The sequence below is a fragment of the Ruegeria sp. YKSD163 genome (assembly GCF_059612905.1).
Genome location: NZ_JBXWRM010000011.1, coordinates 124,560 through 144,593, shown reverse-complemented (window position 1 = coordinate 144,593; position 20,034 = coordinate 124,560). Strand labels below are relative to the sequence as shown.

General features: G+C 63.4%; 20 protein-coding genes. 12 read left to right on the top strand and 8 right to left on the bottom strand.

Features of this window, described 5'->3' with window-relative positions:
• Positions 1-230 precede the first annotated feature (230 nt).
• Together AC2FNA_RS15620 and AC2FNA_RS15615 are read right to left on the bottom strand one after the other, a co-directional pair.
• Complete coding sequence (locus AC2FNA_RS15620; protein WP_496828052.1) at positions 231-1,181, bottom strand: cation diffusion facilitator family transporter; 951 nt, start codon at positions 1,179-1,181, stop codon at positions 231-233.
• A gap of 79 nt (positions 1,182-1,260) precedes the next feature.
• Positions 1,261-1,683, bottom strand: coding sequence for an HIT family protein (locus AC2FNA_RS15615; protein ID WP_496828050.1), 423 nt, complete (start codon positions 1,681-1,683; stop codon positions 1,261-1,263).
• A 210-nt stretch (positions 1,684-1,893) separates the two neighbouring features.
• Between AC2FNA_RS15615 and AC2FNA_RS15610 the strand changes: the two genes are divergently transcribed.
• From AC2FNA_RS15610 to AC2FNA_RS15585, 6 genes are all read left to right on the top strand, one after another.
• Complete coding sequence (locus AC2FNA_RS15610; RefSeq protein WP_496828048.1) at positions 1,894-3,042, top strand: Acg family FMN-binding oxidoreductase; 1,149 nt, start codon at positions 1,894-1,896, stop codon at positions 3,040-3,042.
• Positions 3,039-3,500 (top strand): MarR family winged helix-turn-helix transcriptional regulator, encoded by a 462-nt coding sequence (locus AC2FNA_RS15605; protein WP_496828047.1) that lies wholly within the window; start codon positions 3,039-3,041, stop codon positions 3,498-3,500. The genes AC2FNA_RS15610 and AC2FNA_RS15605 overlap by 4 nt, the downstream gene beginning before the upstream one ends.
• 238 nt (positions 3,501-3,738) lie before the next feature.
• On the top strand, positions 3,739-5,397 hold the full coding sequence (gene ctaD, locus AC2FNA_RS15600) for a cytochrome c oxidase subunit I (protein ID WP_234137860.1): 1,659 nt from the start codon (positions 3,739-3,741) through the stop codon (positions 5,395-5,397).
• Positions 5,398-5,607: 210 nt separating this feature from the next.
• Positions 5,608-6,519 carry a glycosyltransferase family 2 protein gene (locus tag AC2FNA_RS15595; protein ID WP_496828044.1) on the top strand — a complete coding sequence of 304 codons (912 nt, stop codon included), beginning with the start codon at positions 5,608-5,610 and terminating at the stop codon, positions 6,517-6,519.
• 59 nt (positions 6,520-6,578) lie between these two features.
• Positions 6,579-7,055, top strand: a complete 477-nt coding sequence (locus AC2FNA_RS15590; protein WP_234184042.1) for a DUF2244 domain-containing protein — start codon at positions 6,579-6,581, stop codon at positions 7,053-7,055.
• Positions 7,056-7,243: 188 nt separating this feature from the next.
• A complete protein-coding gene (locus AC2FNA_RS15585; protein ID WP_496828042.1) occupies positions 7,244-7,996 on the top strand; it encodes a prephenate dehydrogenase/arogenate dehydrogenase family protein in 753 nt (250 codons plus the stop codon).
• Positions 7,997-8,044: 48 nt separating this feature from the next.
• On the opposite strand, the gene AC2FNA_RS15580 is transcribed toward AC2FNA_RS15585, so the two are convergent.
• Positions 8,045-8,524, bottom strand: a complete 480-nt coding sequence (locus AC2FNA_RS15580) for a GatB/YqeY domain-containing protein (protein WP_234137856.1) — start codon at positions 8,522-8,524, stop codon at positions 8,045-8,047.
• 188 nt (positions 8,525-8,712) lie between these two features.
• On the opposite strand from AC2FNA_RS15580, the gene carA reads away from it, so the two are divergent.
• Together carA and AC2FNA_RS15570 are read left to right on the top strand one after the other, a co-directional pair.
• The gene (gene carA / locus AC2FNA_RS15575; protein WP_496828040.1) at positions 8,713-9,879 is read left to right on the top strand and encodes a glutamine-hydrolyzing carbamoyl-phosphate synthase small subunit; all 1,167 of its coding nucleotides are present in this window, start codon (positions 8,713-8,715) and stop codon (positions 9,877-9,879) included.
• A gap of 101 nt (positions 9,880-9,980) precedes the next feature.
• Entirely contained in the window at positions 9,981-11,915 is a 1,935-nt protein-coding gene (locus tag AC2FNA_RS15570) for a glycosyltransferase family 2 protein (RefSeq protein WP_496828038.1), read from the top strand.
• A gap of 46 nt (positions 11,916-11,961) precedes the next feature.
• Here AC2FNA_RS15570 and AC2FNA_RS15565 read toward each other — a convergent pair whose 3' ends face one another.
• On the bottom strand, positions 11,962-12,612 hold the full coding sequence (locus AC2FNA_RS15565; protein ID WP_496828036.1) for a GntR family transcriptional regulator: 651 nt from the start codon (positions 12,610-12,612) through the stop codon (positions 11,962-11,964).
• Positions 12,613-12,712: 100 nt separating this feature from the next.
• Between AC2FNA_RS15565 and AC2FNA_RS15560 the strand changes: the two genes are divergently transcribed.
• Entirely contained in the window at positions 12,713-13,357 is a 645-nt protein-coding gene (locus AC2FNA_RS15560) for a pyrimidine 5'-nucleotidase (protein ID WP_496828035.1), read from the top strand.
• A 6-nt stretch (positions 13,358-13,363) separates the two neighbouring features.
• Here AC2FNA_RS15560 and AC2FNA_RS15555 read toward each other — a convergent pair whose 3' ends face one another.
• Entirely contained in the window at positions 13,364-14,932 is a 1,569-nt protein-coding gene (locus tag AC2FNA_RS15555) for a ComEC/Rec2 family competence protein (protein ID WP_496828033.1), read from the bottom strand.
• A gap of 199 nt (positions 14,933-15,131) precedes the next feature.
• On the opposite strand from AC2FNA_RS15555, the gene AC2FNA_RS15550 reads away from it, so the two are divergent.
• Positions 15,132-15,380: a hypothetical protein gene (locus tag AC2FNA_RS15550; protein ID WP_496828031.1), complete on the top strand. Its 249-nt coding sequence runs from the start codon at positions 15,132-15,134 to the stop codon at positions 15,378-15,380.
• A 76-nt stretch (positions 15,381-15,456) separates the two neighbouring features.
• Positions 15,457-16,653, top strand: a complete 1,197-nt coding sequence (locus AC2FNA_RS15545; protein WP_496828029.1) for a UbiH/UbiF family hydroxylase — start codon at positions 15,457-15,459, stop codon at positions 16,651-16,653.
• Between the two features lie 55 nt (positions 16,654-16,708).
• Here AC2FNA_RS15545 and AC2FNA_RS15540 read toward each other — a convergent pair whose 3' ends face one another.
• Positions 16,709-17,836, bottom strand: coding sequence for an aminotransferase class V-fold PLP-dependent enzyme (locus AC2FNA_RS15540; protein WP_496828027.1), 1,128 nt, complete (start codon positions 17,834-17,836; stop codon positions 16,709-16,711).
• A gap of 524 nt (positions 17,837-18,360) precedes the next feature.
• Here AC2FNA_RS15540 and hutC point away from each other — a divergent pair.
• Positions 18,361-19,062, top strand: a complete 702-nt coding sequence (hutC, locus tag AC2FNA_RS15535; RefSeq protein WP_496828025.1) for a histidine utilization transcriptional repressor HutC — start codon at positions 18,361-18,363, stop codon at positions 19,060-19,062.
• On the opposite strand, the gene AC2FNA_RS15530 is transcribed toward hutC, so the two are convergent.
• Positions 19,059-19,517, bottom strand: a complete 459-nt coding sequence (locus AC2FNA_RS15530; RefSeq protein WP_496828023.1) for an Lrp/AsnC family transcriptional regulator — start codon at positions 19,515-19,517, stop codon at positions 19,059-19,061. The genes hutC and AC2FNA_RS15530 overlap by 4 nt on opposite strands.
• A complete protein-coding gene (locus AC2FNA_RS15525) occupies positions 19,514-19,969 on the bottom strand; it encodes an Lrp/AsnC family transcriptional regulator (RefSeq protein WP_496828021.1) in 456 nt (151 codons plus the stop codon). Before AC2FNA_RS15525 ends, AC2FNA_RS15530 begins: the two co-directional genes overlap by 4 nt.
• Positions 19,970-20,034 lie beyond the last annotated feature (65 nt).

Here is a 20,034-nt window from a genome sequence, read left to right as displayed (position 1 = left end):
CGAACGGGTCAGGGAGAAAAAACGAAATTCTTCTGCAACCGCGAAAAATGACCCAAATGGGTCATGTGACGAAAAAATCTTCGTGGCAGACAGGTCTTACCGTTCAGTGAGTGAGTGGTGTTTTGATCAAGTCCGGCGCGGTCGCCTGTCCCCATGACGGTATCTGCGCTCATTCTTCCGGTTCTGCCGTCCCGCCCCAAGCGGGACGGCAATTTCTTTTGCAGGCTGCGTCAGGCGCTGCCGATCCGCTGCGGGCACGAACAGGCATGAGCGGCGCATTCCATCTCGAGCGTGACATGGGCGATGTCGTGCCGTTCCTCCAGCAAGGCCTTGACCCGCGTCTTGATTGCATCGGCCTGATCCCAGGCGCCGGGTGCAATCACCAGATGCGCGCTGAGCGCGGCGGTATTCTCTTGCAGGCTCCACAGATGCAGGTGATGCAACGATTGCACGCCCTCAACAGCTTCGATTTCCTGCGCCACGCCCTCGGGGTCGTAGCCCGGCGGCGTGCCCAGCATCAGCACCGCGATCGCGGCGCCGATCTCGACCCTGACATGCCACAGGATATAGGCCGCAATCATCAGCGTCACCAGCGGATCGACCCAGGTCCAGCCAAACCAGATCACCGCGCTGCCTGCCACGATCACCGCAACCGAGCCCAGCGCATCGGCCAGATTGTGCAAAAAGGCGGCCCGGATATTCATCGAGGTCTTGGCCATCGACCAGGTCAGCGCCGCCGTCACCAGATCGATGACGAGCGCCAGCGCGGCGATCCAGACCACCAGCCAGCCGTCGATGGGCTGCGGATCGAGAAAGCGCATGATCCCCTCGTAAACAAGGTAGAGCGCCAGCACGATCAGGGTGGTATAGTTGATCAGTGCCGCGATCACCTCGGCACGACCATAGCCATAGCTCATCCGCGAATCTGCGGGGCGCCGGGCGATGCGCCGGGCGCCAAAGGCGATGATCAGCGCCACCGCGTCCGAGAAGTTGTGCAGCGCATCGGCGATCAGCGCCAGCGAGCCCGACAAGAGCCCACCCACCACCTGGGCAAGGGTGAGCACCATGTTGACCGCGATGGCCCAAGCAATGCGCGCATCGCCTGCTGATGGGTCGATGTGATGGTGGTGGTGCCCGTGGGTATGAGTATGGGCCGATGCGGCCTCATGGTCATGTGGCATGAGAAAGCGTTCCTGATTCCGGTTCGCTTTCTCACCTAATTGCTACAGGGGCTGTAGGTTCAAGAGGCGATCTGACTTTTTACCCCAGGGCGGCGCGAATCTTTTCAGCCTGTTCGGCAATCACCGCCATGTCACCCATCTGCCCCGGCGGGCGCAGGCGCTCGCCTTCGTGGCGTGGCAGGACATGGAAATGTAGGTGGAACACCTCTTGCCCGCCCGCCGCTTCGTTGAACTGCTGGATGGTCACGCCCTCGGCACCGAAGGCGGCCATCACCGCATGGCTCAGCTTTTGCACCGTCGCCATCACGGCGGCCAGCTGCGCGGGGCTGGCATCCAGCAGGTTGCGGCAGGGCGTCTTGGGGATCACCAGAAGATGCCCGTCGGCCCGCGGCATGATATCCATGAAGGCAAGCGTGTCGCCATCCTCATAGACCCGGGTCGAGGGGATCTCGCCCCTGAGGATCTTGGCAAAGATATTGTCGGGATCATAGGCCATGGTCATCCGTCCTGTTCTGTACGTCGCCCGAGTAGTGGGCGAGGCATCCGATCGGGTCAAGCCGCCGCCATGGGTTTTTGCCGCCCCAACGGACCCCGGGTCGTGCGGCATCTCAGGGGAACCGAAAGGAAGGCAGAGGGCATGAGCGGGTCCGCTCTTGATTAGGTTCGATATCGAACTATATATAGTTCCACATCGAACCTAAGGAGCTTTCCCATGAAACGTAGAGGTTTTCTGAAACTTGCAGGTGGCGGCGTCATACTCGCGGCAGGCGGAGCGGCGTTGTTCGCGGCAACCCGCAGCCCGGGCAAGGCGCTCGCACCTTGGGCGATTGCAGGTGGAGCCGCCTATGCCGACCCGCGGATGAACGCGTTGTCTTATGCTATTCTCGCCCCAAACCCGCATAACCGGCAGCCCTGGCTGGTCTCGCTGGAGGGCGAGAAGACCGCTGTTCTGCGCTTTGATACCGAAAGTCAGCTGCCCCATACGGACCCGTTTGACCGGCAATTGACGATCGGCCTGGGCTGCTTCCTCGAACTGATGGTGATGGCGGCACAGGCAAACGGGTATGCCGTCACGCTCGACCTGTTCCCCGATGGCAGTTCCGAAACCGGCCTTGACGACCGGATCGTGGCCCGGGCCCGGTTCAGGGAGGATTCGTCGCTGGCACCTGACCCGCTCTGGCCTTATGTGCTGGCGCGGCGCTCGAACAAGGAACCCTTCGACACCGAGCGCGCGGTGTCCGCGACCGACCTCGACGCGCTCCTTGCCAGCACGAAACATGGCACCCGCCTCGGCGGGTCGGTCGCCCCGGACGAGATCGGCTTTTGGCGCGAGTTGTCGGCGCAGGCCCTGCGGATCGAAATCGAAACCCCGCGGACCTACAAGGAAAGCGTCGAGTTGTTCCGCATCGGCAAGGCGGAAATCAACGAGAACCCGGACGGGATCGACTTTTCCGGCCCGATGTTCGAATCCCTCCGGCTGGCGGGTCTTTTCGACCGCAACGTCGCGCTGGACACCGGCTCGGTGGCCTATTCGCAGGGGATCGAGGCTGTCATGGACAATTGCCTCAGTGCCATGGGACATATCTGGATGACCACCGCCGCCAACACCCGTATGGATCAGATCGCCGCCGGTCGTGACTGGTTGCGGGCCAACCTGGCCGTGACCCGGGCCGGTCTGGGCGTGCAACCGCTCAGCCAGGCCTTACAGGAATACCCGGAGATGGCGGAGCTGTATCACCGGGTTCACAACCGGCTGGCGCCGGATGGCGGCACGGTTCAAATGCTCGCGCGCATTGGCTATGGTCCGGATATTCCGGTCAGCCCCCGCTGGCCGATCGAGGCAAAGATGGTAACGGATTGAGCAAGAACGACAAAAGCGGCGAAGTTTCGGCAAGCGATATCTTCGCCTTTTTCAACGAGATCGGGATCATCAACCAGCTGTCCTCGACATTGCTGGCGCGGACACTGCCGCAGGGGGTCCACCCGTCGCATTTTGGGATCGTCAACCACCTGTACCGGCTGGGAGACGGCAAGACACCGATCAGCATCGCATCCGCGATGCAGGTCTCGAAGAACACCATGACCCATTCGCTCAGGGTACTGGTGGACCATGGCCTTGTCACCGTGGTTCCCAACCCCGGTGACGCGCGTGGCAAGCTGGTGTTTCTGACGCCCGAGGGGCGGCGCTTTCGCGAGGAGTCTATCCAGCGCGTCACCGCGCGCTTTGGGCATCTGTTCAAGCCCGAACATGTCGAGGCGATGCTGCGCATCCGCGAGGATCTGAGCAGTATCCGCCGCCATCTCGACAAAAACCGCTGATCCTGTCTGCCAATGGCGGCACCTCTCGGTCGCATGTTGTCGTGCCGGTCCGTTTCGCGCCCGAAAGGCGGCCCAAGGCGGCAAGAGCGGTCGTCATTCAAGAGGGGTGCGGCCATTTATCTTGATCCAGATCAAACTCCGCCATTGATGCGCCCTGCCTCACATTCTAAAACCGCAAGGAATCCGCGCGGCCCGGAGCGTTTCGGCTGTGCGTAGAAATCTGCAAGGAGGCACCTAAATGGCAGACGCAGCCATTCATGGTCACGGGCATGAGGACAATCGCGGCTTCTTCACCCGCTGGTTCATGTCGACCAACCACAAGGATATCGGGATCCTGTACCTGATCTTTTCGGCGCTGGCCGGTCTGATCTCGGTGCTGATGACCGTCTACATGCGGCTCGAACTGATGGAGCCGGGTGTTCAGTACATGTGTCTGGAAGGCTTCATGGCCGATCCCTGCACGCCGAACGGCCATCTGTGGAACGTGATGATTACCTATCACGGCGTCCTGATGATGTTCTTTGTCGTCATTCCGGCCCTGTTCGGCGGTTTCGGCAACTTCTTCATGCCGCTTCAGATCGGTGCGCCGGACATGGCGTTCCCGCGCATGAACAACCTCAGCTTCTGGCTCTATGTCGCCGGTACCTCGCTGGGTGTGGCCTCGATGCTGACGCCGGGTGGCAACGACCAGCTGGGTTCGGGCGTGGGCTGGGTTCTGTACCCGCCGCTGTCGACCACCGAAGGCGGTATGTCGATGGACCTGGCGATTTTCGCCGTGCACCTGTCGGGCGCCTCCTCGATCCTGGGTGCGATCAACATGATCACCACCTTCCTGAACATGCGTGCCCCCGGCATGACCCTGTTCAAGGTGCCGCTGTTCTCGTGGTCGATCTTCGTGACCTCGTGGCTGATCCTGCTGTCGCTGCCGGTTCTGGCCGGCGCCATCACCATGCTGCTGATGGACCGTAACTTCGGCTTCACCTTCTTTGACCCGGCCGGTGGCGGCGACCCGATCCTGTATCAGCACATCCTGTGGTTCTTCGGCCACCCGGAAGTGTACATCGTGATCCTGCCCGGTTTCGGCATCATCAGCCACGTGATCGCCACCTTCGCGCGCAAGCCCGTCTTCGGCTATCTGCCGATGGTCTGGGCGATCATCGCGATCGGTGTTCTGGGCTTTGTCGTCTGGGCGCACCACATGTACACCGTAGGCATGAGCCTCAACCAGCAGGCCTATTTCATGCTGGCCACCATGGTCATCGCGGTGCCGACCGGGGTGAAGGTGTTCAGCTGGATCGCCACCATGTGGGGCGGCTCGATCGAGTTCAAGACGCCGATGCTGTTCGCCTTCGGCTTCCTGTTCCTGTTCACCGTCGGCGGTGTGACCGGCGTGGTGCTCAGCCAGGCCTCGGTCGACCGGGCCTATCATGACACCTATTACGTGGTTGCCCACTTCCACTATGTGATGAGCCTGGGTGCCGTGTTCGCCATCTTTGCCGGCATGTATTTCTACTTTGCCAAGATGACGGGCCGCCAGTATTCCGAGTTCTGGGGCAAAATCCACTTCTGGATGTTCTTCATCGGCGCCAACCTGACCTTCTTCCCCCAGCACTTCCTGGGCCGTCAAGGCATGCCGCGTCGCTACATCGACTATCCGGAAGCCTTCGCCTATTGGAACAAGATCTCGTCCTATGGCGCGTTCATCTCGTTCGCCTCGTTCCTGCTGTTCTTCGGCATCGTGTTCTATGCGCTGTTCCGCGGCGCCCGCGAAAGCCGCAACAACTACTGGAACGAATATGCCGATACGCTGGAGTGGACCCTGCCCACCCCGCCGCCGGAACATACGTTCGAGACCCTGCCCAAGCAGGAAGACTGGGACAAAGGCCACGCGCACTAAGCGCCTGAGCCAGAAAATCCAGAAAGGCCCCCGGCGCATCCGCGCGGGGGCCTTTTCCTTTTCTCTCGCCCTACCATCGCCCTTACCGGCAGGCGTTGCAAAATCTCAACGCCGGGCACGGCACCGACGCCGGTCCAAAACCGCAGGCTGTACATACCCCAGGATTTGTGGAGAATTTGTCAAAAAATAGAACAAGTTTCGAGGCAGTTCATGAAAGCGACCTGGAGCATCTTTTCCATGGTCAGGGAGCCCGTTCACATCCTGCGCCGGTTTGTTGATCACAACCTGGGCGCCGGTGCCAGCTATGTGCACCTCTTTTTCGACGACCCCGACGATCCAGCCATTGACACTTTCGCAAACCAGCCCGGGGTGATCGCCCAACGCTGTGGTGACGATTACTGGCAGAGCATGAACCGACGGCGTCCCCCCTTTGTCGAACGACGCCAGCTGCTCAACGGCCGTGTCGCCTATGATCGCTGTCTGACCGACTGGCAGGCCCATTTCGATGCCGACGAGCTGATGGTGACCGATGGGGCGCCCCTTGGCGCGCAACTGGCCACTGTCCCCGAAAGCTACCAGACCGCCCATCTGGGCACGCTGGAGCCGATGATCCCGCCCGAGGAACATGAGGGGCCAACTCCCTTTCGCCGCTCTGTCCGGCATCTGAAATTCCGCGCCCGGCGGCGTGTCTATGGCGATGACCTTCAGATCTTTCGCAACGGGCTGTTTGGGCATTACCAAGGGAAGTCAATCCTGCGCGCGGGGCTTGAGGGGTGGGGCCACGGCATTCACTTTCCACGCCCCCCGTCGCGTGAGACCAAGAATGCGGTCTTCAAGATGGACAATGCCTGGATCGCGCATATGCATTGCGAAAACCGCGATCTGTGGGTGAACCGGACGCTGAGGAAAATGAGCGACGGCACCTATAACCTGCGCACCGGAAACTACGAAATCCTGCGCCAGGTAGCCCCCGAGGCAAAACTGGAGAACCCCAGCGAACAGGACCTTCTGGAACTGCTATCGGGCTTCTACGACCGGGTCAGCGTGCTGTCCGAGGACCTGCGTGCGCGTATGGAGGCATTGGACCTGCTGCAATATCATCAGGTCGAACTCCTCGATTGAACCGTTGCTGCGGCAACGCGGGCTATGGACGGCGGCCGCGGTCGTGATACCTAAACGCCATGCCCTATGACTGGAAACGCACCGATACCCTGCAAGAGCTGCATCTGTGGCCGCACAACTCGTTGCCGCCGCGCGGAGCGGCCGCCTTGGTGCTGTCGATCTTTGCGCTTGGGGCACTCCCGCTGATCGCGGTTCTGGGGTCGCCACTGTTGTGGGGGTTGTTGCCGTTTCTTTTGCTGGCGGTCGCCGGGCTGTGGCTGGCCATCGAGATGAACTATCGCCAGCGCCGCATCCTCGAAATACTGACGCTCGACCCCGAACGCGCGCATTTGGTGCGCCACAACCCGCGCGGGGCGGTGCAGGAATGGGACTGCAACCGCTATTGGGCGCGCGCCACCATGCATGCCCATGGCGGGCCGGTGCCCCATTACGTGACCCTGCAGGGTGGCGGGCGCGAGGTCGAGATCGGGGCGTTTCTGTCCGAGGATGAACGCATCGCGCTCTACGACGATCTGCGGGACATGCTGGCGCGGTGATTGACAGGTCCGCCGCAGCAAGCTAGGCAAACGACATGCAACGGACACGCGCCTTTGTCAGCACCGTCTATTATCCGCCGTTCACATAACGGCGGCTGCATTTCCTGTTCACCCGCCGCGATCCGGCGGTCCGAACAGTTTCTCACTTGACCACATGACCCGGCATCGCGGCCCCTTCGGAGCCTGTCATGTCCTGTCACCTTACCTTTACCTCGGTCGGCCTCTTAGGTTTTGGCGCTTTTGGCCGCTTGATCGCGACGCATCTGACGCCGCATCTGCCCTGCCTGATCCATGACCCCGCCCTGCCCGATGGCATCAACCTCCCCGCCGGCGCACGGGCTGTCCCGCTGATCGAGGCGGCGGGCTGCGACCTGGTGATCCTGGCGATGCCCGTCGCGGGCATGGCCGAGGCCTGCCGCACCATCGCCCCGCATCTGCGCCCCGGTGCGGTGGTGGCCGATGTCGGCTCGGTCAAGATGACCCCGGCTGCGATCATGCAGGCGAACCTGCCCGGCCATGTGGCGCTGATCGGCACCCATCCCCTGTTCGGTCCGCAAAGCGCGCGGCACGGCATCGCCGGTCACAAGATCGCGCTTTGCCCCTTGCGGGGGCAGGCGCATCTGCCGGTGGCTGCCTTTCTGCGGGCGCGGCTGGGGCTGCGGGTGATCCTGACCACGCCCGAGGCACATGACCGCGAGGCCGCCACGGTACAGGGGCTGACCCATCTGATCGCCCAGGCGTTGAACCGGATGGGGCCGTTGCCCGACCGCATGACCACCGCCAGCTTCGATTTGCTGAAACAGGCGGTCGAGATGGTACGCCACGACCCGCCCGGCGTCTTGACCGCCATCGAAAGCGCCAATCCCTTTGCCCCGCGCGTGCGTGAAGAGTTCCTGAGCCTTATCGCGGGACTGGACCGCAGCTATGCGCGGCGACAATAGAAAAGGCCCGCGCGGGCGGGCCTTTCGATTGGTCCTCACAAGGTCGGATCAGCAATTTCCGGCGGCGCAGAGCTGATCCTTGACCATCGGGCCGACCTTGCCGAAATCCATCTGGCCGGTATAGCGCGCCTTCAACTCGCCCATCACCTTGCCCATATCGCGGATCGACCCGGCACCGGTGGCCGTGATCGCCGCGCGCACGGCGTTCTCGACCTCGTCCTCGTCCAGCTGCTTGGGCAGGAACTCCTCGATCACCGCGATTTCCTGACGCTCACGCTCGGCCAGGTCCAGCCGCCCGCCCTCTTCATAGGCGCGCGCGCTTTCCTGGCGCTGCTTGGTCATCTTGCCCAGAATGGCCAGAACCTCGGCATCGCCGCAACAGGCGGCCTCTTCATCGCCGCTGCCACGCACCGCGATATCGCGATCCTTGATCGCCGCATTGATCAGACGCAGGGTCGACAGCCGTTCGGCGGCCTTGTCCTTCATCGCCTGTTTCAGCGCGGTATTCACACGTGCCCGCATATCCATCAGAACTGCCCATCCCCTGACATTGTTCAAGTTCCCGAACATAGCGAAAGAAAAAGCACGACACAACCGGGGTGATATATCGTTAAGTCATTGAAAAACAATAAAAGCGTAAAAATTGATCAGGGTTGACCCAGGGCCACAAGACCCTTAGGTATGCGCCGATTTACCCAGAGATAGAGAGTCGCGCCATGGCCCAGAACCCCCTGTCCAAGCCCACCGCATGCCTGGTTCTGGCCGATGGAACAGTGTTTTACGGCACCGGCTTCGGCGCCACCGGCCAGACCGTGGCCGAGTTGTGTTTCAACACCGCGATGACCGGTTATCAGGAAATCATGACCGACCCGTCCTATGCCGGCCAGATCGTGACCTTCACCTTCCCCCATATCGGCAATGTGGGCGTCACCCCCGAGGATGACGAGACGGCCAACCCGGTGGCCGCCGGGATGGTGGTGAAATGGGACCCGACGCAACCGTCCAACTGGCGCGCTGCCGAAGAGCTCAAGGGCTGGCTGGCCCGGCGCGGCAGGATCGCTATTGGCGGTGTCGATACCCGCCGCCTGACCCGCGCCATTCGCCAGCAGGGCGCGCCGCATGTGGCCTTGGCCCATGACCCCGATGGAAAATTCGACCTTGCCGCGCTGGTCGCTGCGGCGCGCGGCTTTGCCGGGCTCGAAGGCATGGACCTGGCCAAGGACGTGACCTGTGCCCAATCCTATCGCTGGGACGAGATGCGCTGGGCCTGGCCCGAGGGTTATGCCCGGCAGGAGGCGCCCAAGCACAAGGTCGTCGCCATCGACTATGGCGCCAAGCGCAACATCCTGCGCTGCCTCGCCTCGGCAGGTTGTGACGTGACCGTGCTGCCCGCCACCGCCACCGCGGCCGAGGTGCTGGCACATGCGCCCGACGGCGTGTTCCTGTCGAACGGACCCGGCGACCCGGCGGCGACAGGTGAATATGCGGTGCCGATGATCCGCGAGATCCTCGATACCACCGCCCTGCCCGTCTTTGGCATCTGCCTCGGCCACCAGATGCTGGCGCTGGCGCTTGGCGGCCGCACCGTCAAGATGAACCACGGCCATCACGGAGCCAACCACCCGGTCAAGGATCTGGAAACCGGCAAGGTCGAGATCACCTCGATGAACCACGGCTTTGCCGTCGATGCGCAGAGCCTGCCCGAGGGCGTGGTGGAAACCCATCGCTCGCTGTTCGATGGCTCCAACTGCGGCATCCGCATGACCGAACGACCCGTCTTCTCGGTGCAATACCACCCCGAGGCCAGCCCCGGCCCGCAGGACAGTTTCTATCTGTTCGAACGCTTTGCCGAAGCGATGGACGCACAAAAGGCCGATGCCTGACAAAAAACCTGCAATCTCAGCCGGTTTTGTCTGCCATTAACGCTCTATTAACCTGAACTGCGCAACCCTGACTCCCGGAACGGTTGTCGGGGCTGCGCATCATGAGCGACCTACATCTCAGGCTAAGCTCTGCCAGCCTTGCGCATCCGGCGCCGGAACCGCACCTGCCTCTTGGCCGATACCTGGTGCGCAGCGGGGTGATCAGCCAGGCCCAGCTGGTGCAGGCCCTGCAAATGCAACTCTGGCTTGATGCGCCGATCGGTGAGATCCTGATCGCCGAGGGCTGGGCCGAACCCAATGACATCCTGCGCGCGCTGGCGCTTCAGAACGGGGTGCAATGGGTCGATCTGGCCGCTGATCCGCCTAGGGACGAGTTATGCGGGCTGATGCCACATGATTTCTGGCTGCGTCATGGTGCAATTCCCTGGATGCGCCTGGGGCCCATGGTCATCGTCGCCACCGCACGCCCCGACCTGTTCGACCGGCTGCGCGCCGAGATGGCGCAAACGGGTATCCTGCTGATGCCGGCGCTTGCCAGCCGCGATCAGATCGACGCGGCATTGGCGCGACGCTATGCCGTCACCCTTGCGCAGCTGGCCGAAACCCGGGTCGCGCCGCGCTATAGCTGCCGGACCTGGAACTGGCGCAGCCGGATACCGGGCAGCCTGGCGCTGCTGGTTCTGCTGGGATTGCTTGTACTGGCGCCGGTACAGGGATTGACGCTGCTGTTCCTGACCGCCGTTCTGACCCTAGCGCTGTTTGCGGGGCTCAAGGCGGTTGCCCTGGTGGCCCATCTCATGAGCCAGTCGCATCTGACCGCACCGCATCCGCCCTCGCCCGGCACCGATATAAAGGGGGTGCGCCTGCCCAAGATCTCGATGCTGGTACCGCTCTACAAAGAGCGCGAGATTGCCACCGCACTGGTGGCCCGCCTCGGCCGCCTGACCTACCCAAAAGCGCTGCTGGACGTCATCCTGGTGTTGGAGGAGAAAGACGACGTCACCCGTCAGACCCTGGCCCAATGCACCCTGCCCGCCTGGATGCGGGTGATCGAGGTGCCCGGCCACAAGGGGCTGACAACCAAGCCCCGCGCGATGAACTATGCGCTCGATTTCTGCCGGGGCGAGATCATCGGCGTCTGGGATGCCGAAGATGCGCCGGTCGCTGACCAACTCGAACAGGTCGCGGCCCGGTTCGCCCAGGCGCCCGAAGAGGTGGTCTGCCTTCAAGGCATCCTGGATTACTACAACCCGCGCAGCAGCTGGCGGGCACGATGTTTCACCATCGAATATGCCAGCTGGTTCCGCATCGTGCTGCCGGGTATCGCCCGCCTGGGCCTGGTGGTGCCGCTGGGTGGCACGACGCTGTTCTTTCGCCGACGCGTGCTGGAGGAACTGGGCGGGTGGGACGCGCATAACGTGACCGAGGATGCCGATCTGGGTGTGCGCCTCTGCCGGGCCGGGTACCGGACCGAGCTGATCGACACGGTGACCTATGAAGAGGCGAATTACCGCTCCTGGCCCTGGGTCAAGCAGCGCTCGCGCTGGCTCAAGGGCTTCATGGTTACATATCTGGTGCATATGCGGGCACCGCTGCGGTTGTGGGCCGAGCTGGGCACGCGGCGCTTTCTGGGCGTACAGGCCTTCTTTCTAGGGACATTGGGCCAGTTCCTGCTGGCGCCCGTGCTGTGGTCCTTCTGGCTGATCCTGTTCGGCCTGCCCCATCCGCTGGACGATGTTCTGTCGGCCCCGGTCCTGATCCTGTGTACCGCCATCTTCGGGGCGACCGAGCTTCTGGGACTGGCGATCGGATTGGTCGCGGTCTCGGCGGCAGAGCGCCGATTCCTGATCCCCTGGACGCTGACCATGCCAGTTTATTTTCCTCTGGGCGTGCTGGCCGCCTACAAGGCGCTTTATGAATTGGTGGTGAATCCCTATTTCTGGGACAAGACCGAGCACGGTCAGGCCAGCGAGGAAAAACCGGCCCAGCTACCCGTCGCGACCGATGAACAGGTGCGGGAACAGGGTTTTCATTAAAACCCTGTTCACAGGATTTCTTCGAAATCCTGCCGTGGCCTCGTTCTCAGCGCCGTTCGCGGCTGTCGGCGTCCAGCTTCAATCGGGTCATGAACGCGATCGAGATATGGTCCTTGAGCGCCTTTTCGGCCCCATCCTCGTTGCGCGCGGCGATGGCCTCGACGATCCCCTTGTGCTCGCTCTGCGCGATCTCGCCGCGCCCTTCGGCGGCCAGCGAGGTGGTCGCCATCAACGCCATGGTACGGTGCACCAGGTCAAGCTGCTGCACCAGGTAACGGTTGTGCGAGGCCAGGTGGATCTGTTCGTGAAACCGCCGGTTGGCCCGACTCAACGCCTTGGGATTGCCCACCAGCTTGTCATCGGCCACCACCATCTCGCGCAGCACCGCGATCTCTTCGGCTGTGGCATGGCGCGCGGCCAGCCGCGCCGCCAGCCCCTCCAGCTCGCGCCGGACCTGATAAAGCTCTGCCATCTGGTTGTGATCCAGCGAGGCCACGATCATCGAGCGCCCGTCGCGTTCCAGCAGCGACTGGGTCTCAAGTCGCTGCAGCGCCTCGCGGATCGGTGTGCGCGACACCCCGAACCGTTCGGCCAGTTCGCTTTCCACCAGCCGGTCGCCAGGCTTGTAGATGCCGCTGTCAATGGCTTCGAGGATCAGGTGATAGGCGTCTTTCTGCGCCGGGCGGCCCTGGGTCATTGCTGTTCTCTTCTCCCTGTTCGGACTTGTGTATCCGCCGGGACCCGCCCGGATCAACCCTGCCATTGCGCACGCGCCCCATCTGCCCTAAATCCGGTCCATGGTGCGCGAAGCCTTCTCTCATGTGACGACCTGGGTGTTCGATCTGGACAACACCCTTTATCCGCCCGCAATGCGGCTCTTCGACCAGATCGAAGTGCGGATGACAGCTTATGTGATGGAGACGCTCGGCGTCACCCGGGCCGAGGCCGACCGCCTGCGCGCGCACTATTGGCGGCAATACGGCACCACCCTGGCCGGGCTGATGCGCGAACACGGGCTCGACCCCGATCCCTATCTGGTGGCGGTGCATGAGGTGGACATGAGCCACATGACCCCCGACGCCGCGCTGGCCAGCCATATCCGCGCCCTGCCCGGGCGCCGCATCGTCTATACCAACGGCTCGGCGCCTTATGCCGAGAGGGTGCTGGCCGCGCGCGGGTTGAGCGGGTTATTCGATGCCATCTATGGTGTGGAACACGCGGGCTACCGGCCCAAGCCCGAGCGCGCCGCGTTTGAAGAGGTGTTCACCCGCGACGGGGTGATCCCCGAACGCGCCGCCATGTTCGAGGACGACCCCCGCAACCTGACCGCCCCGCACGAGATGGGGATGCGCACGGTACATGTGGCCCCCGATCCGCACCCGGCGGAGCATATCCACCACCATACCGACGATCTGACCGCGTTTCTGTCCCGGCTGACCTGAGGGTGCTCAGTGCCCATCGCCCAGCACGGGCAGAAAGCCGCCGCTGTCGGGATCGCGCCGCATCTCGTAATAGAACCAGCGCCTGTGCGCGGGCGCCTTTTCCTTGCGAAAGGCGATCACCGCATCGCGCCCGTCGGTGCGCAGGTTGATGGCGCCGTACACGCCCACATTGCGGCGGAACACCTCGTCCAGCAACTTGCGTTTGGCCGCCCGCATCTCGGTCAGCGCCGCCGCATCCGCTGCCGCGCCCTTGGCCAGTTCCTCCTCGATCCGCCCGTTCAGCCGGTCGAGCGCCGGGCGCAGGTCGTCCCGCTCGCGCTCTCGGGTGGAGCGGAGGAGTTCGGTGGACAGGATCAACGGCCGCGCCCCGGCGCCCGTCTTGCCCAACAGGCCCAACAGGTCGGGGCGCGGATGAACGTGCCCCTCTTCATCGCCCGAGGACACCACATAGGCGGCCGGATGGGCGGCTTGCAAAAACTCCTCGGTCACGTCCGAGGACCCGTGATGGCAGGTTTTCATCAGATCGACGCCGAAACGCTCAGCGGCAGCGGCGATGATCTCGGGTCGGGCGATGGCCTCAAGCTCGGCCTCGGTCGCTGCCAACGGCGTCGAGACCGGCACCCCGCCATAGTGCTGCATCAGAAAGCACTCGGCCGAGGTGTTGAGATCGCCACCGAACAACACCCGGAACCCGTTGAAATCCAGCCGCAAAAGGACCGAATGGCCGTTCTTGGTCTTGCCGTCATCCATTGACCGCGAGGTGGGTTTGTCACCAAAGGCGCGCAGACGCGGCTGGCCAGTGGCATCGGGTTCGACGACCGGCCCCAGAACCTCGATGGTGATCAGCCCGCCGTCAGCGGGAGCAAAGCCCGGCAGCCAGGCGCGCCCGTCTTCCTGCACCGCATGGGCGGTGGTCAGCGCGGTGACCGGGCCGATCCGGTTCGCCTCCAGCGCGGTCTGCATCAGCTTGGGATAAAGCTTGCGCCCGCGCCGTGCAGGATTGGCTAGCAGCGCGCGCAGCTGTGCGTCGCTGGCCACCACCTCGGTCAGGAATCCGCCCTGTTCCGGCCCCAGCAGATCGTCGCCCATCCGTTCGACCAACCCGCTGTGATAGACATGCTCGATCCGCAGGCGGCGGTTCTCGAAGATCGGCTGAAAACCGCGATAGTGGTCGGCATCCGGATGGGTGATGATGGCGGCATGGATCTGGCCCGAATTGTCGAAATCGCGGAACCGCCAGTTCAGAAACCCGTTGGTGTTGCGCCCGATCCCGGCGTCGATCACCATCACCCGGGGCGGGTGATGGTGGCCCGGCTCGGTCAGGATACAGGCATCGCCCTGCCCGATGTCGAGAAAGATCAGCTCCAGCACGCGCTCGTCCTGCAACTCGGCGCGTTTCATCAGATAGGGTTTCTTGCCATAGCGGACATGGGTCCAGGTGGCGTCGACGGGATCGCGCACGTCGATCCAGTCGCCCCAAAGCACCTGTTTGACCTTGCGGCGGCTGGTTTTGCCGTTCTTTTCAACGTCACGGTAAAGGTAGCTGACCGGACCGCGCGCATATTTCAGCGTCATGGGAAATCTCCGCCCTCAATACAATTCCCGGATGATAGCACAAAAGCAGAGTCGCCGCGCATCTCTGCTCCGCTCGGCGCGATCAGCGGCACCGCGCCGCAGGGGATGCGGCATCGCGCTGCACTGCGGCAAAAGGTGACCTTTAGACTCAGGTTCCAAAACCTATCTGCCCCCTGACAGATAGTTGAAAGGACCTGACATGAGCGCCATCGACCTGCCCCGCAACCTGCCCTTGGGCCAGCGCCTGCTGTTTTCCGTGCCTCTGCTGGGCCGCATCGCGAAGGAAGTGTCCTATGGCGACAGCGACAATATCTATTACGCCATTGTCGCCGGGCTCAGCCTGTGGGGCATCGCCATCCTGTTGTTCGGCATTCCGGGCCTCTACATTCCGGCGCTGGCGCTGGTCCCGGTGATCTGGGCGGTGCTGATCCTGATTACCCGCGGCTGAGTGCGCCGGACAGGATGTCGCTTGGCACCCCGGCGCGTTCCGGCATAGGGTGCCGCGCAACAGACGGAGCCTGCCCATGCACGAGAGCTGTGACATCCTGATTTCCGGCGGTGGCATCGCCGGGCTGACCGCGGCGGCCGCCTTTGGCAGCGCTGGATTCTCTGTCATCTGCGTCGACCCGGCCCCGCCGGTGACCGAACGCGACGTGGACGGATCGGACATGCGCACCACCGCATTTCTGCAACCGGCGCAAGTGCTTCTGGAAAACTGCGGCCTCTGGGCCCGGCTGGCCGATCATGCAGCCCCCTTGCAGATCATGCGCATCGTCGATGCGGGCGGCGCGGTGCCCGAACCGCGCGTGGTGCGCGATTTCAATGCCGCCGATCTGAGCGACAAGCCCTTTGGCTGGAACCTGCCCAACTGGCTGCTTCGGCGCGAGATGGTGGCGCGGCTGGCCGAACTGCCCAATGTGGATTTCCGCCCCGGCACCGCCACCACCAGCCTGTTCACCCGCACAGCCGAGGCCCGCGTGGGGCTGAGCGACGGCAGCCGCTTGACCTGCAAGCTAGTGCTGGCCGCCGACGGGCGCAGCTCACCCATGCGCGAGGCGGCGGGGATCGGGGTCAAGACCACCCGCTATGGGCAAAAGGCGCTGGCCTTTGCCGTCACCCACCCGATTGCGCATCAGAATGTCTCGACCGAGATCCACCGGTCCGGCGGGCCGTTCACGCTGGTGCCCTTGCCCGACTGGCAGGGGCAACCATCGTCGGCGGTGGTGTGGATGGAGCGCGGGCCAAAGGCGCTGGAGTTACTGGAGATGGCGCCCGAGGCATTTGAGGCGGCCATGACCGAACGCTCCTGCGGCCTCTTCGGGCCGTTGAAACTGGCTTCGCGACGTACGATCTGGCCGATCATCAGCCAATCGGCAGAGCGGCTGACCGGCGAGCGGATCGCGTTGATGGCCGAGGCCGCGCATGTGGTGCCGCCCATCGGCGCGCAGGGGCTGAACATGTCGCTGGGCGACTTGCGCACATTGCTGGAACTGGCGCAGGCCCGGCCCGAGGACTTGGGCGATGCGCAGATGTTGGCCGCCTATCACAAAGCGCGTCATGCCGAGATCGAGCTGCGCGTGAAAGGGATAGACCTGCTCAATCGCGCCTCGATGGTCGAGGCTCGCCCCTTGCGGGACGCGCGCGCGATGGGGCTCAACGCGCTTTATTCACTTGCCCCGGTCCGACGCACGCTGATGCAGATGGGTCTGGGCGTGCGGTGAGCCCCGGGGCGCTGCCCCGGACCCCGGAGTATTTTGGACCAGAAAGAAGCAGGTGTCAGAGCACCTGGTCGAGCACCCGCTTCAAGCGATCGATGGTGCCCTCGACATCATAGAGCTTGTCGAGACCGAAGAGGCCCAGCCGGAAGGTGCGGAAATCGGCCGGTTCATCGCATTGCAGCGGCACGCCAGCAGCGATCTGCATGCCCAGGGCGGCGAATTTCTTGCCGTTCTGGATCTCGGGATCGCTGGTATAGCTCACCACCACACCCGGAGCACCGAACCCTTCGGCGGCGACAGAGACGATGCCCTTGCGCTTGAGCAGCGCGCGCACGCCGTTGCCCAGCGCCCATTGCGCCTCGCGCAGTTTGTCGAAGCCGTAGTCGCGGGTTTCGGCCATGGTATCGCGGAAGGCGCGCAGCGCGTCGGTGGGCATGGTGGCGTGATAGGCATGGCCGCCGCCCTCATAGGCCTTCATGATGTCGCGCCATTTCTTCAGGTCGATGGCGAAACTGTCCGACTGCGTCTCGGCCAACCGTGCCTCTCCGCGTTCGGACAGCATCACCAGACCGGCGCAGGGTGACGCGCTCCAGCCCTTTTGCGGCGCCGAGATCAGCACATCCACGCCGGTTGCCTTCATATCGACCCAGACGCAGCCCGAGGCGATACAATCGAGCACCATCAGCGCGCCCACCTCGTGCGCGGCGGCCGCCATGGCGGTGATATAGTCATCGGGCAGGATCACCCCGGCGGCGGTTTCCACATGCGGGGCAAAGACCACATCGGGTTTCTGCTCTCGGATGGCCGCCACCACATCTTCGATCGGGGCCGGGGCAAAGGGTGCGGTGCTTTCATTGCCGCTGCGGCGGGCCTTCATCACCGTTGTCTCGGCAGTCAGACTGCCGGTCTCGATGATCTGGCTCCAACGATACGAGAACCAGCCGTTGCGCACCACCAGCACACGCGCACCACGCGCGAACTGGCGTGCGACCGCCTCCATCGCATAGGTGCCACCGCCGGGGATGACGGCCACGGCATCGGCATTGTAGACCGCAGCCAGCATGTCGGAAATGTCCCGCATCACCTGTTGAAAGGCCGTGGACATATGGTTGAGCGAACGGTCGGTGAAAACGACCGAGAATTCCTCGAGCCCATCGGGATCGACAGTATCCAGTAGTGCGGCCATGGTGGGCTCCTCTCCTTGTTCCGGGCTCTTTCATGGCCGCTCTACGACGCCGGGTAAAGGGGGCGCGCGCGGTCGGGCGTCTTGACCACGCGGGTGGAACCGGGGCTTTGCCCCGGACCCCAAGGTATTTTTGAACAGAAGAAAACGGATGATGCGCTGACTGTGCCCGGGGCCGCCATGCTCGGATGCTTGCGGGCAAGCACGGCGCCGTGACCTCCCAAGCGAATCGCTGCGGGCAGGGAATGGCGCGCAGGACGGACGCATTGAGGGCGTTCGAACGACCGGGTAGCGCGGCTGCAAAGAGATCAACCCTTCGTTGTGAAGCTGGGGGCGTGCCTGCGCCGGGCATCTTTGCCTCGTTAACCTCAACACGTTAACCTTAATACAGACGCTGTTCTTTCCCTGCATCGCATATGCGTGATGTTGACGGAGATATGACGCTACTTAGGGTCAACTCCCCTTTACTCTTTCCGAAAAATGCGGGCACAAACACGCACGGAATACAGGGAAAGGACCAGTTACCCTTGAAACAAAAGAAGCGAACCAGCTTTCATGCCGTCCGCGACGAGGTGAAACGCCGGATCGAAAGCCGGATTTGGCCGCAAGGGACATTGCTTCCAACCGAATCGGAACTCGCAGACGAGTTCGGCTGTGCACGCGCCACGGTCAACAGGGCCTTGCGCGAGCTGGCCGAGCAGGGATTTGTCGAGCGCAAACGCAAGAGCGGCACCCGGGTCAAGACAGCGCCGGTCCGGCAGGCCCGTTTCGAAATCTCGCTGGCCCGCCGCGTGGTCGAAGAACAGAATGCCCAGTACCGCTATGCGCTGGTCGAGCGGGCGGTGATCACCGCGCCCGCCTGGCTGGCCTCGCAACTGGGGATGCACGCCGGCACGCAGGTCCTGCACCTGCTGTGCATGCATTATGCCAACAACCAGCCCTTTCAGCTTGAAGAGCGCTGGGTCAGCCTGTCCGCCGTCCCGGCGATTGAACAGGCCGATCTGAGCCGGATCGGCCCGACCGAGTGGTTGCTGACCGCGATCCCCTTTACCGATGCCGAGATCGCCTTTGGCGCCATCGGCGCCGACGGGCGGCTGGCCGAGTTCCTGTCGACCTCGATCGGCATGCCGGTGATGCAGATGGAGCGCACCACCTGGCTCAAGGGCGAACCCGTGACCTTTGCACGTCTGACCCATCATCCCGGCTTTCGCATCCGGACCGAATATTAACCGATCGGGCCAGCCAGGCGTTCTTCGCTGAGCAGCACATTGGCCTCGACCTCGCCCGCGCCGGGCAGGGTCATGATGCGGCGGCGCAGGACGCGTTCGAAATCGCTGAGGTCGCGCGCCACCACGCGCAGGCGATAGTCGTAAAGGCCAAGCACATGTTCGACCGTCTGCACCTCGGGGATGGCGCTGACGGCGCGTTCGAAATCCTCGAGGCTGACGCGCCCCTTGCGCGCCAGCTTGACCCCCAGAAACACCGTGACGCCAAATCCCAGCGCCTCGGCGTTCAGGCGCAGGCGGCGGCCCTTGATCACGCCCGCGTCTTCCAGCCTGCGGATGCGCCGCCAGGTGGCGGGTTGCGACAGGCCGAACCGGCGCCCCAGCGCGCCCGCGCTTTGTGTTGCGTCCTGCGCCAGCGCGCGCAGCAGCTTGCGGTCGATCTCGTCCAGTTCGGTCATACCGGCAGCACCTCGTTGCGCTTGAGCCGCGCGATGTGCATCAGCGCCTCGATATCAGCGATATGCGGCAGGGTCAGGATGCGGTCGCGATAAAGCTGCTGGTAATGGGCCATGTCCCGCGCAATCACCGACAGGCGCACATCGACCCGGCCCAGAAAGGTCTGGATCTCGATCACCTCGGGCACCTTGCGCGCGGCCTCGATGAAATCGTCAAAGGCGCGCGGCTGGGTCTTGTCGAGCGTGACGCGCAGGCTGACCTCGACCGCAAAGCCCAACGCCGCCCAGTCGATCACCGCCTCTTGCCCCTGGATTATGCCGGCGGCCTGCATCTTTTCGATCCGCCGCCAGCACACACCCGAACTGATCCGGCAGCGCTCGGCCAATTCGGCGGCGCTCAGACTTGGGTCAGTCTGGTAATGGCGCAGGATGCGGCGGTCGATATCGTCGAGCATGATTTTTCCGAACTTTTGATATTTGACGAATTATCTTTCATCAAGTTGACGGAATCTCAACCTCA

Excerpts from the sequence above, each read along its gene's own strand:
- AC2FNA_RS15620 (WP_496828052.1), bottom strand. The coding sequence starts at position 1,181 with ATGCCACATGACCATGAGGCCGCATCGGCCCATACTCATACCCACGGG.
- AC2FNA_RS15615 (WP_496828050.1), bottom strand. The coding sequence starts at position 1,683 with ATGACCATGGCCTATGATCCCGACAATATCTTTGCCAAGATCCTCAGG.
- AC2FNA_RS15610 (WP_496828048.1), top strand. The coding sequence starts at position 1,894 with ATGAAACGTAGAGGTTTTCTGAAACTTGCAGGTGGCGGCGTCATACTC.
- ctaD (WP_234137860.1), top strand. The coding sequence starts at position 3,739 with ATGGCAGACGCAGCCATTCATGGTCACGGGCATGAGGACAATCGCGGC.
- AC2FNA_RS15595 (WP_496828044.1), top strand. The coding sequence starts at position 5,608 with ATGAAAGCGACCTGGAGCATCTTTTCCATGGTCAGGGAGCCCGTTCAC.
- AC2FNA_RS15590 (WP_234184042.1), top strand. The coding sequence starts at position 6,579 with ATGCCCTATGACTGGAAACGCACCGATACCCTGCAAGAGCTGCATCTG.
- AC2FNA_RS15585 (WP_496828042.1), top strand. The coding sequence starts at position 7,244 with ATGTCCTGTCACCTTACCTTTACCTCGGTCGGCCTCTTAGGTTTTGGC.
- AC2FNA_RS15580 (WP_234137856.1), bottom strand. The coding sequence starts at position 8,524 with ATGGATATGCGGGCACGTGTGAATACCGCGCTGAAACAGGCGATGAAG.
- carA (WP_496828040.1), top strand. The coding sequence starts at position 8,713 with ATGGCCCAGAACCCCCTGTCCAAGCCCACCGCATGCCTGGTTCTGGCC.
- AC2FNA_RS15570 (WP_496828038.1), top strand. The coding sequence starts at position 9,981 with ATGAGCGACCTACATCTCAGGCTAAGCTCTGCCAGCCTTGCGCATCCG.
- AC2FNA_RS15565 (WP_496828036.1), bottom strand. The coding sequence starts at position 12,612 with ATGACCCAGGGCCGCCCGGCGCAGAAAGACGCCTATCACCTGATCCTC.
- AC2FNA_RS15560 (WP_496828035.1), top strand. The coding sequence starts at position 12,713 with ATGGTGCGCGAAGCCTTCTCTCATGTGACGACCTGGGTGTTCGATCTG.
- AC2FNA_RS15555 (WP_496828033.1), bottom strand. The coding sequence starts at position 14,932 with ATGACGCTGAAATATGCGCGCGGTCCGGTCAGCTACCTTTACCGTGAC.
- AC2FNA_RS15550 (WP_496828031.1), top strand. The coding sequence starts at position 15,132 with ATGAGCGCCATCGACCTGCCCCGCAACCTGCCCTTGGGCCAGCGCCTG.
- AC2FNA_RS15545 (WP_496828029.1), top strand. The coding sequence starts at position 15,457 with ATGCACGAGAGCTGTGACATCCTGATTTCCGGCGGTGGCATCGCCGGG.
- AC2FNA_RS15540 (WP_496828027.1), bottom strand. The coding sequence starts at position 17,836 with ATGGCCGCACTACTGGATACTGTCGATCCCGATGGGCTCGAGGAATTC.
- AC2FNA_RS15530 (WP_496828023.1), bottom strand. The coding sequence starts at position 19,517 with ATGACCGAACTGGACGAGATCGACCGCAAGCTGCTGCGCGCGCTGGCG.
- AC2FNA_RS15525 (WP_496828021.1), bottom strand. The coding sequence starts at position 19,969 with ATGCTCGACGATATCGACCGCCGCATCCTGCGCCATTACCAGACTGAC.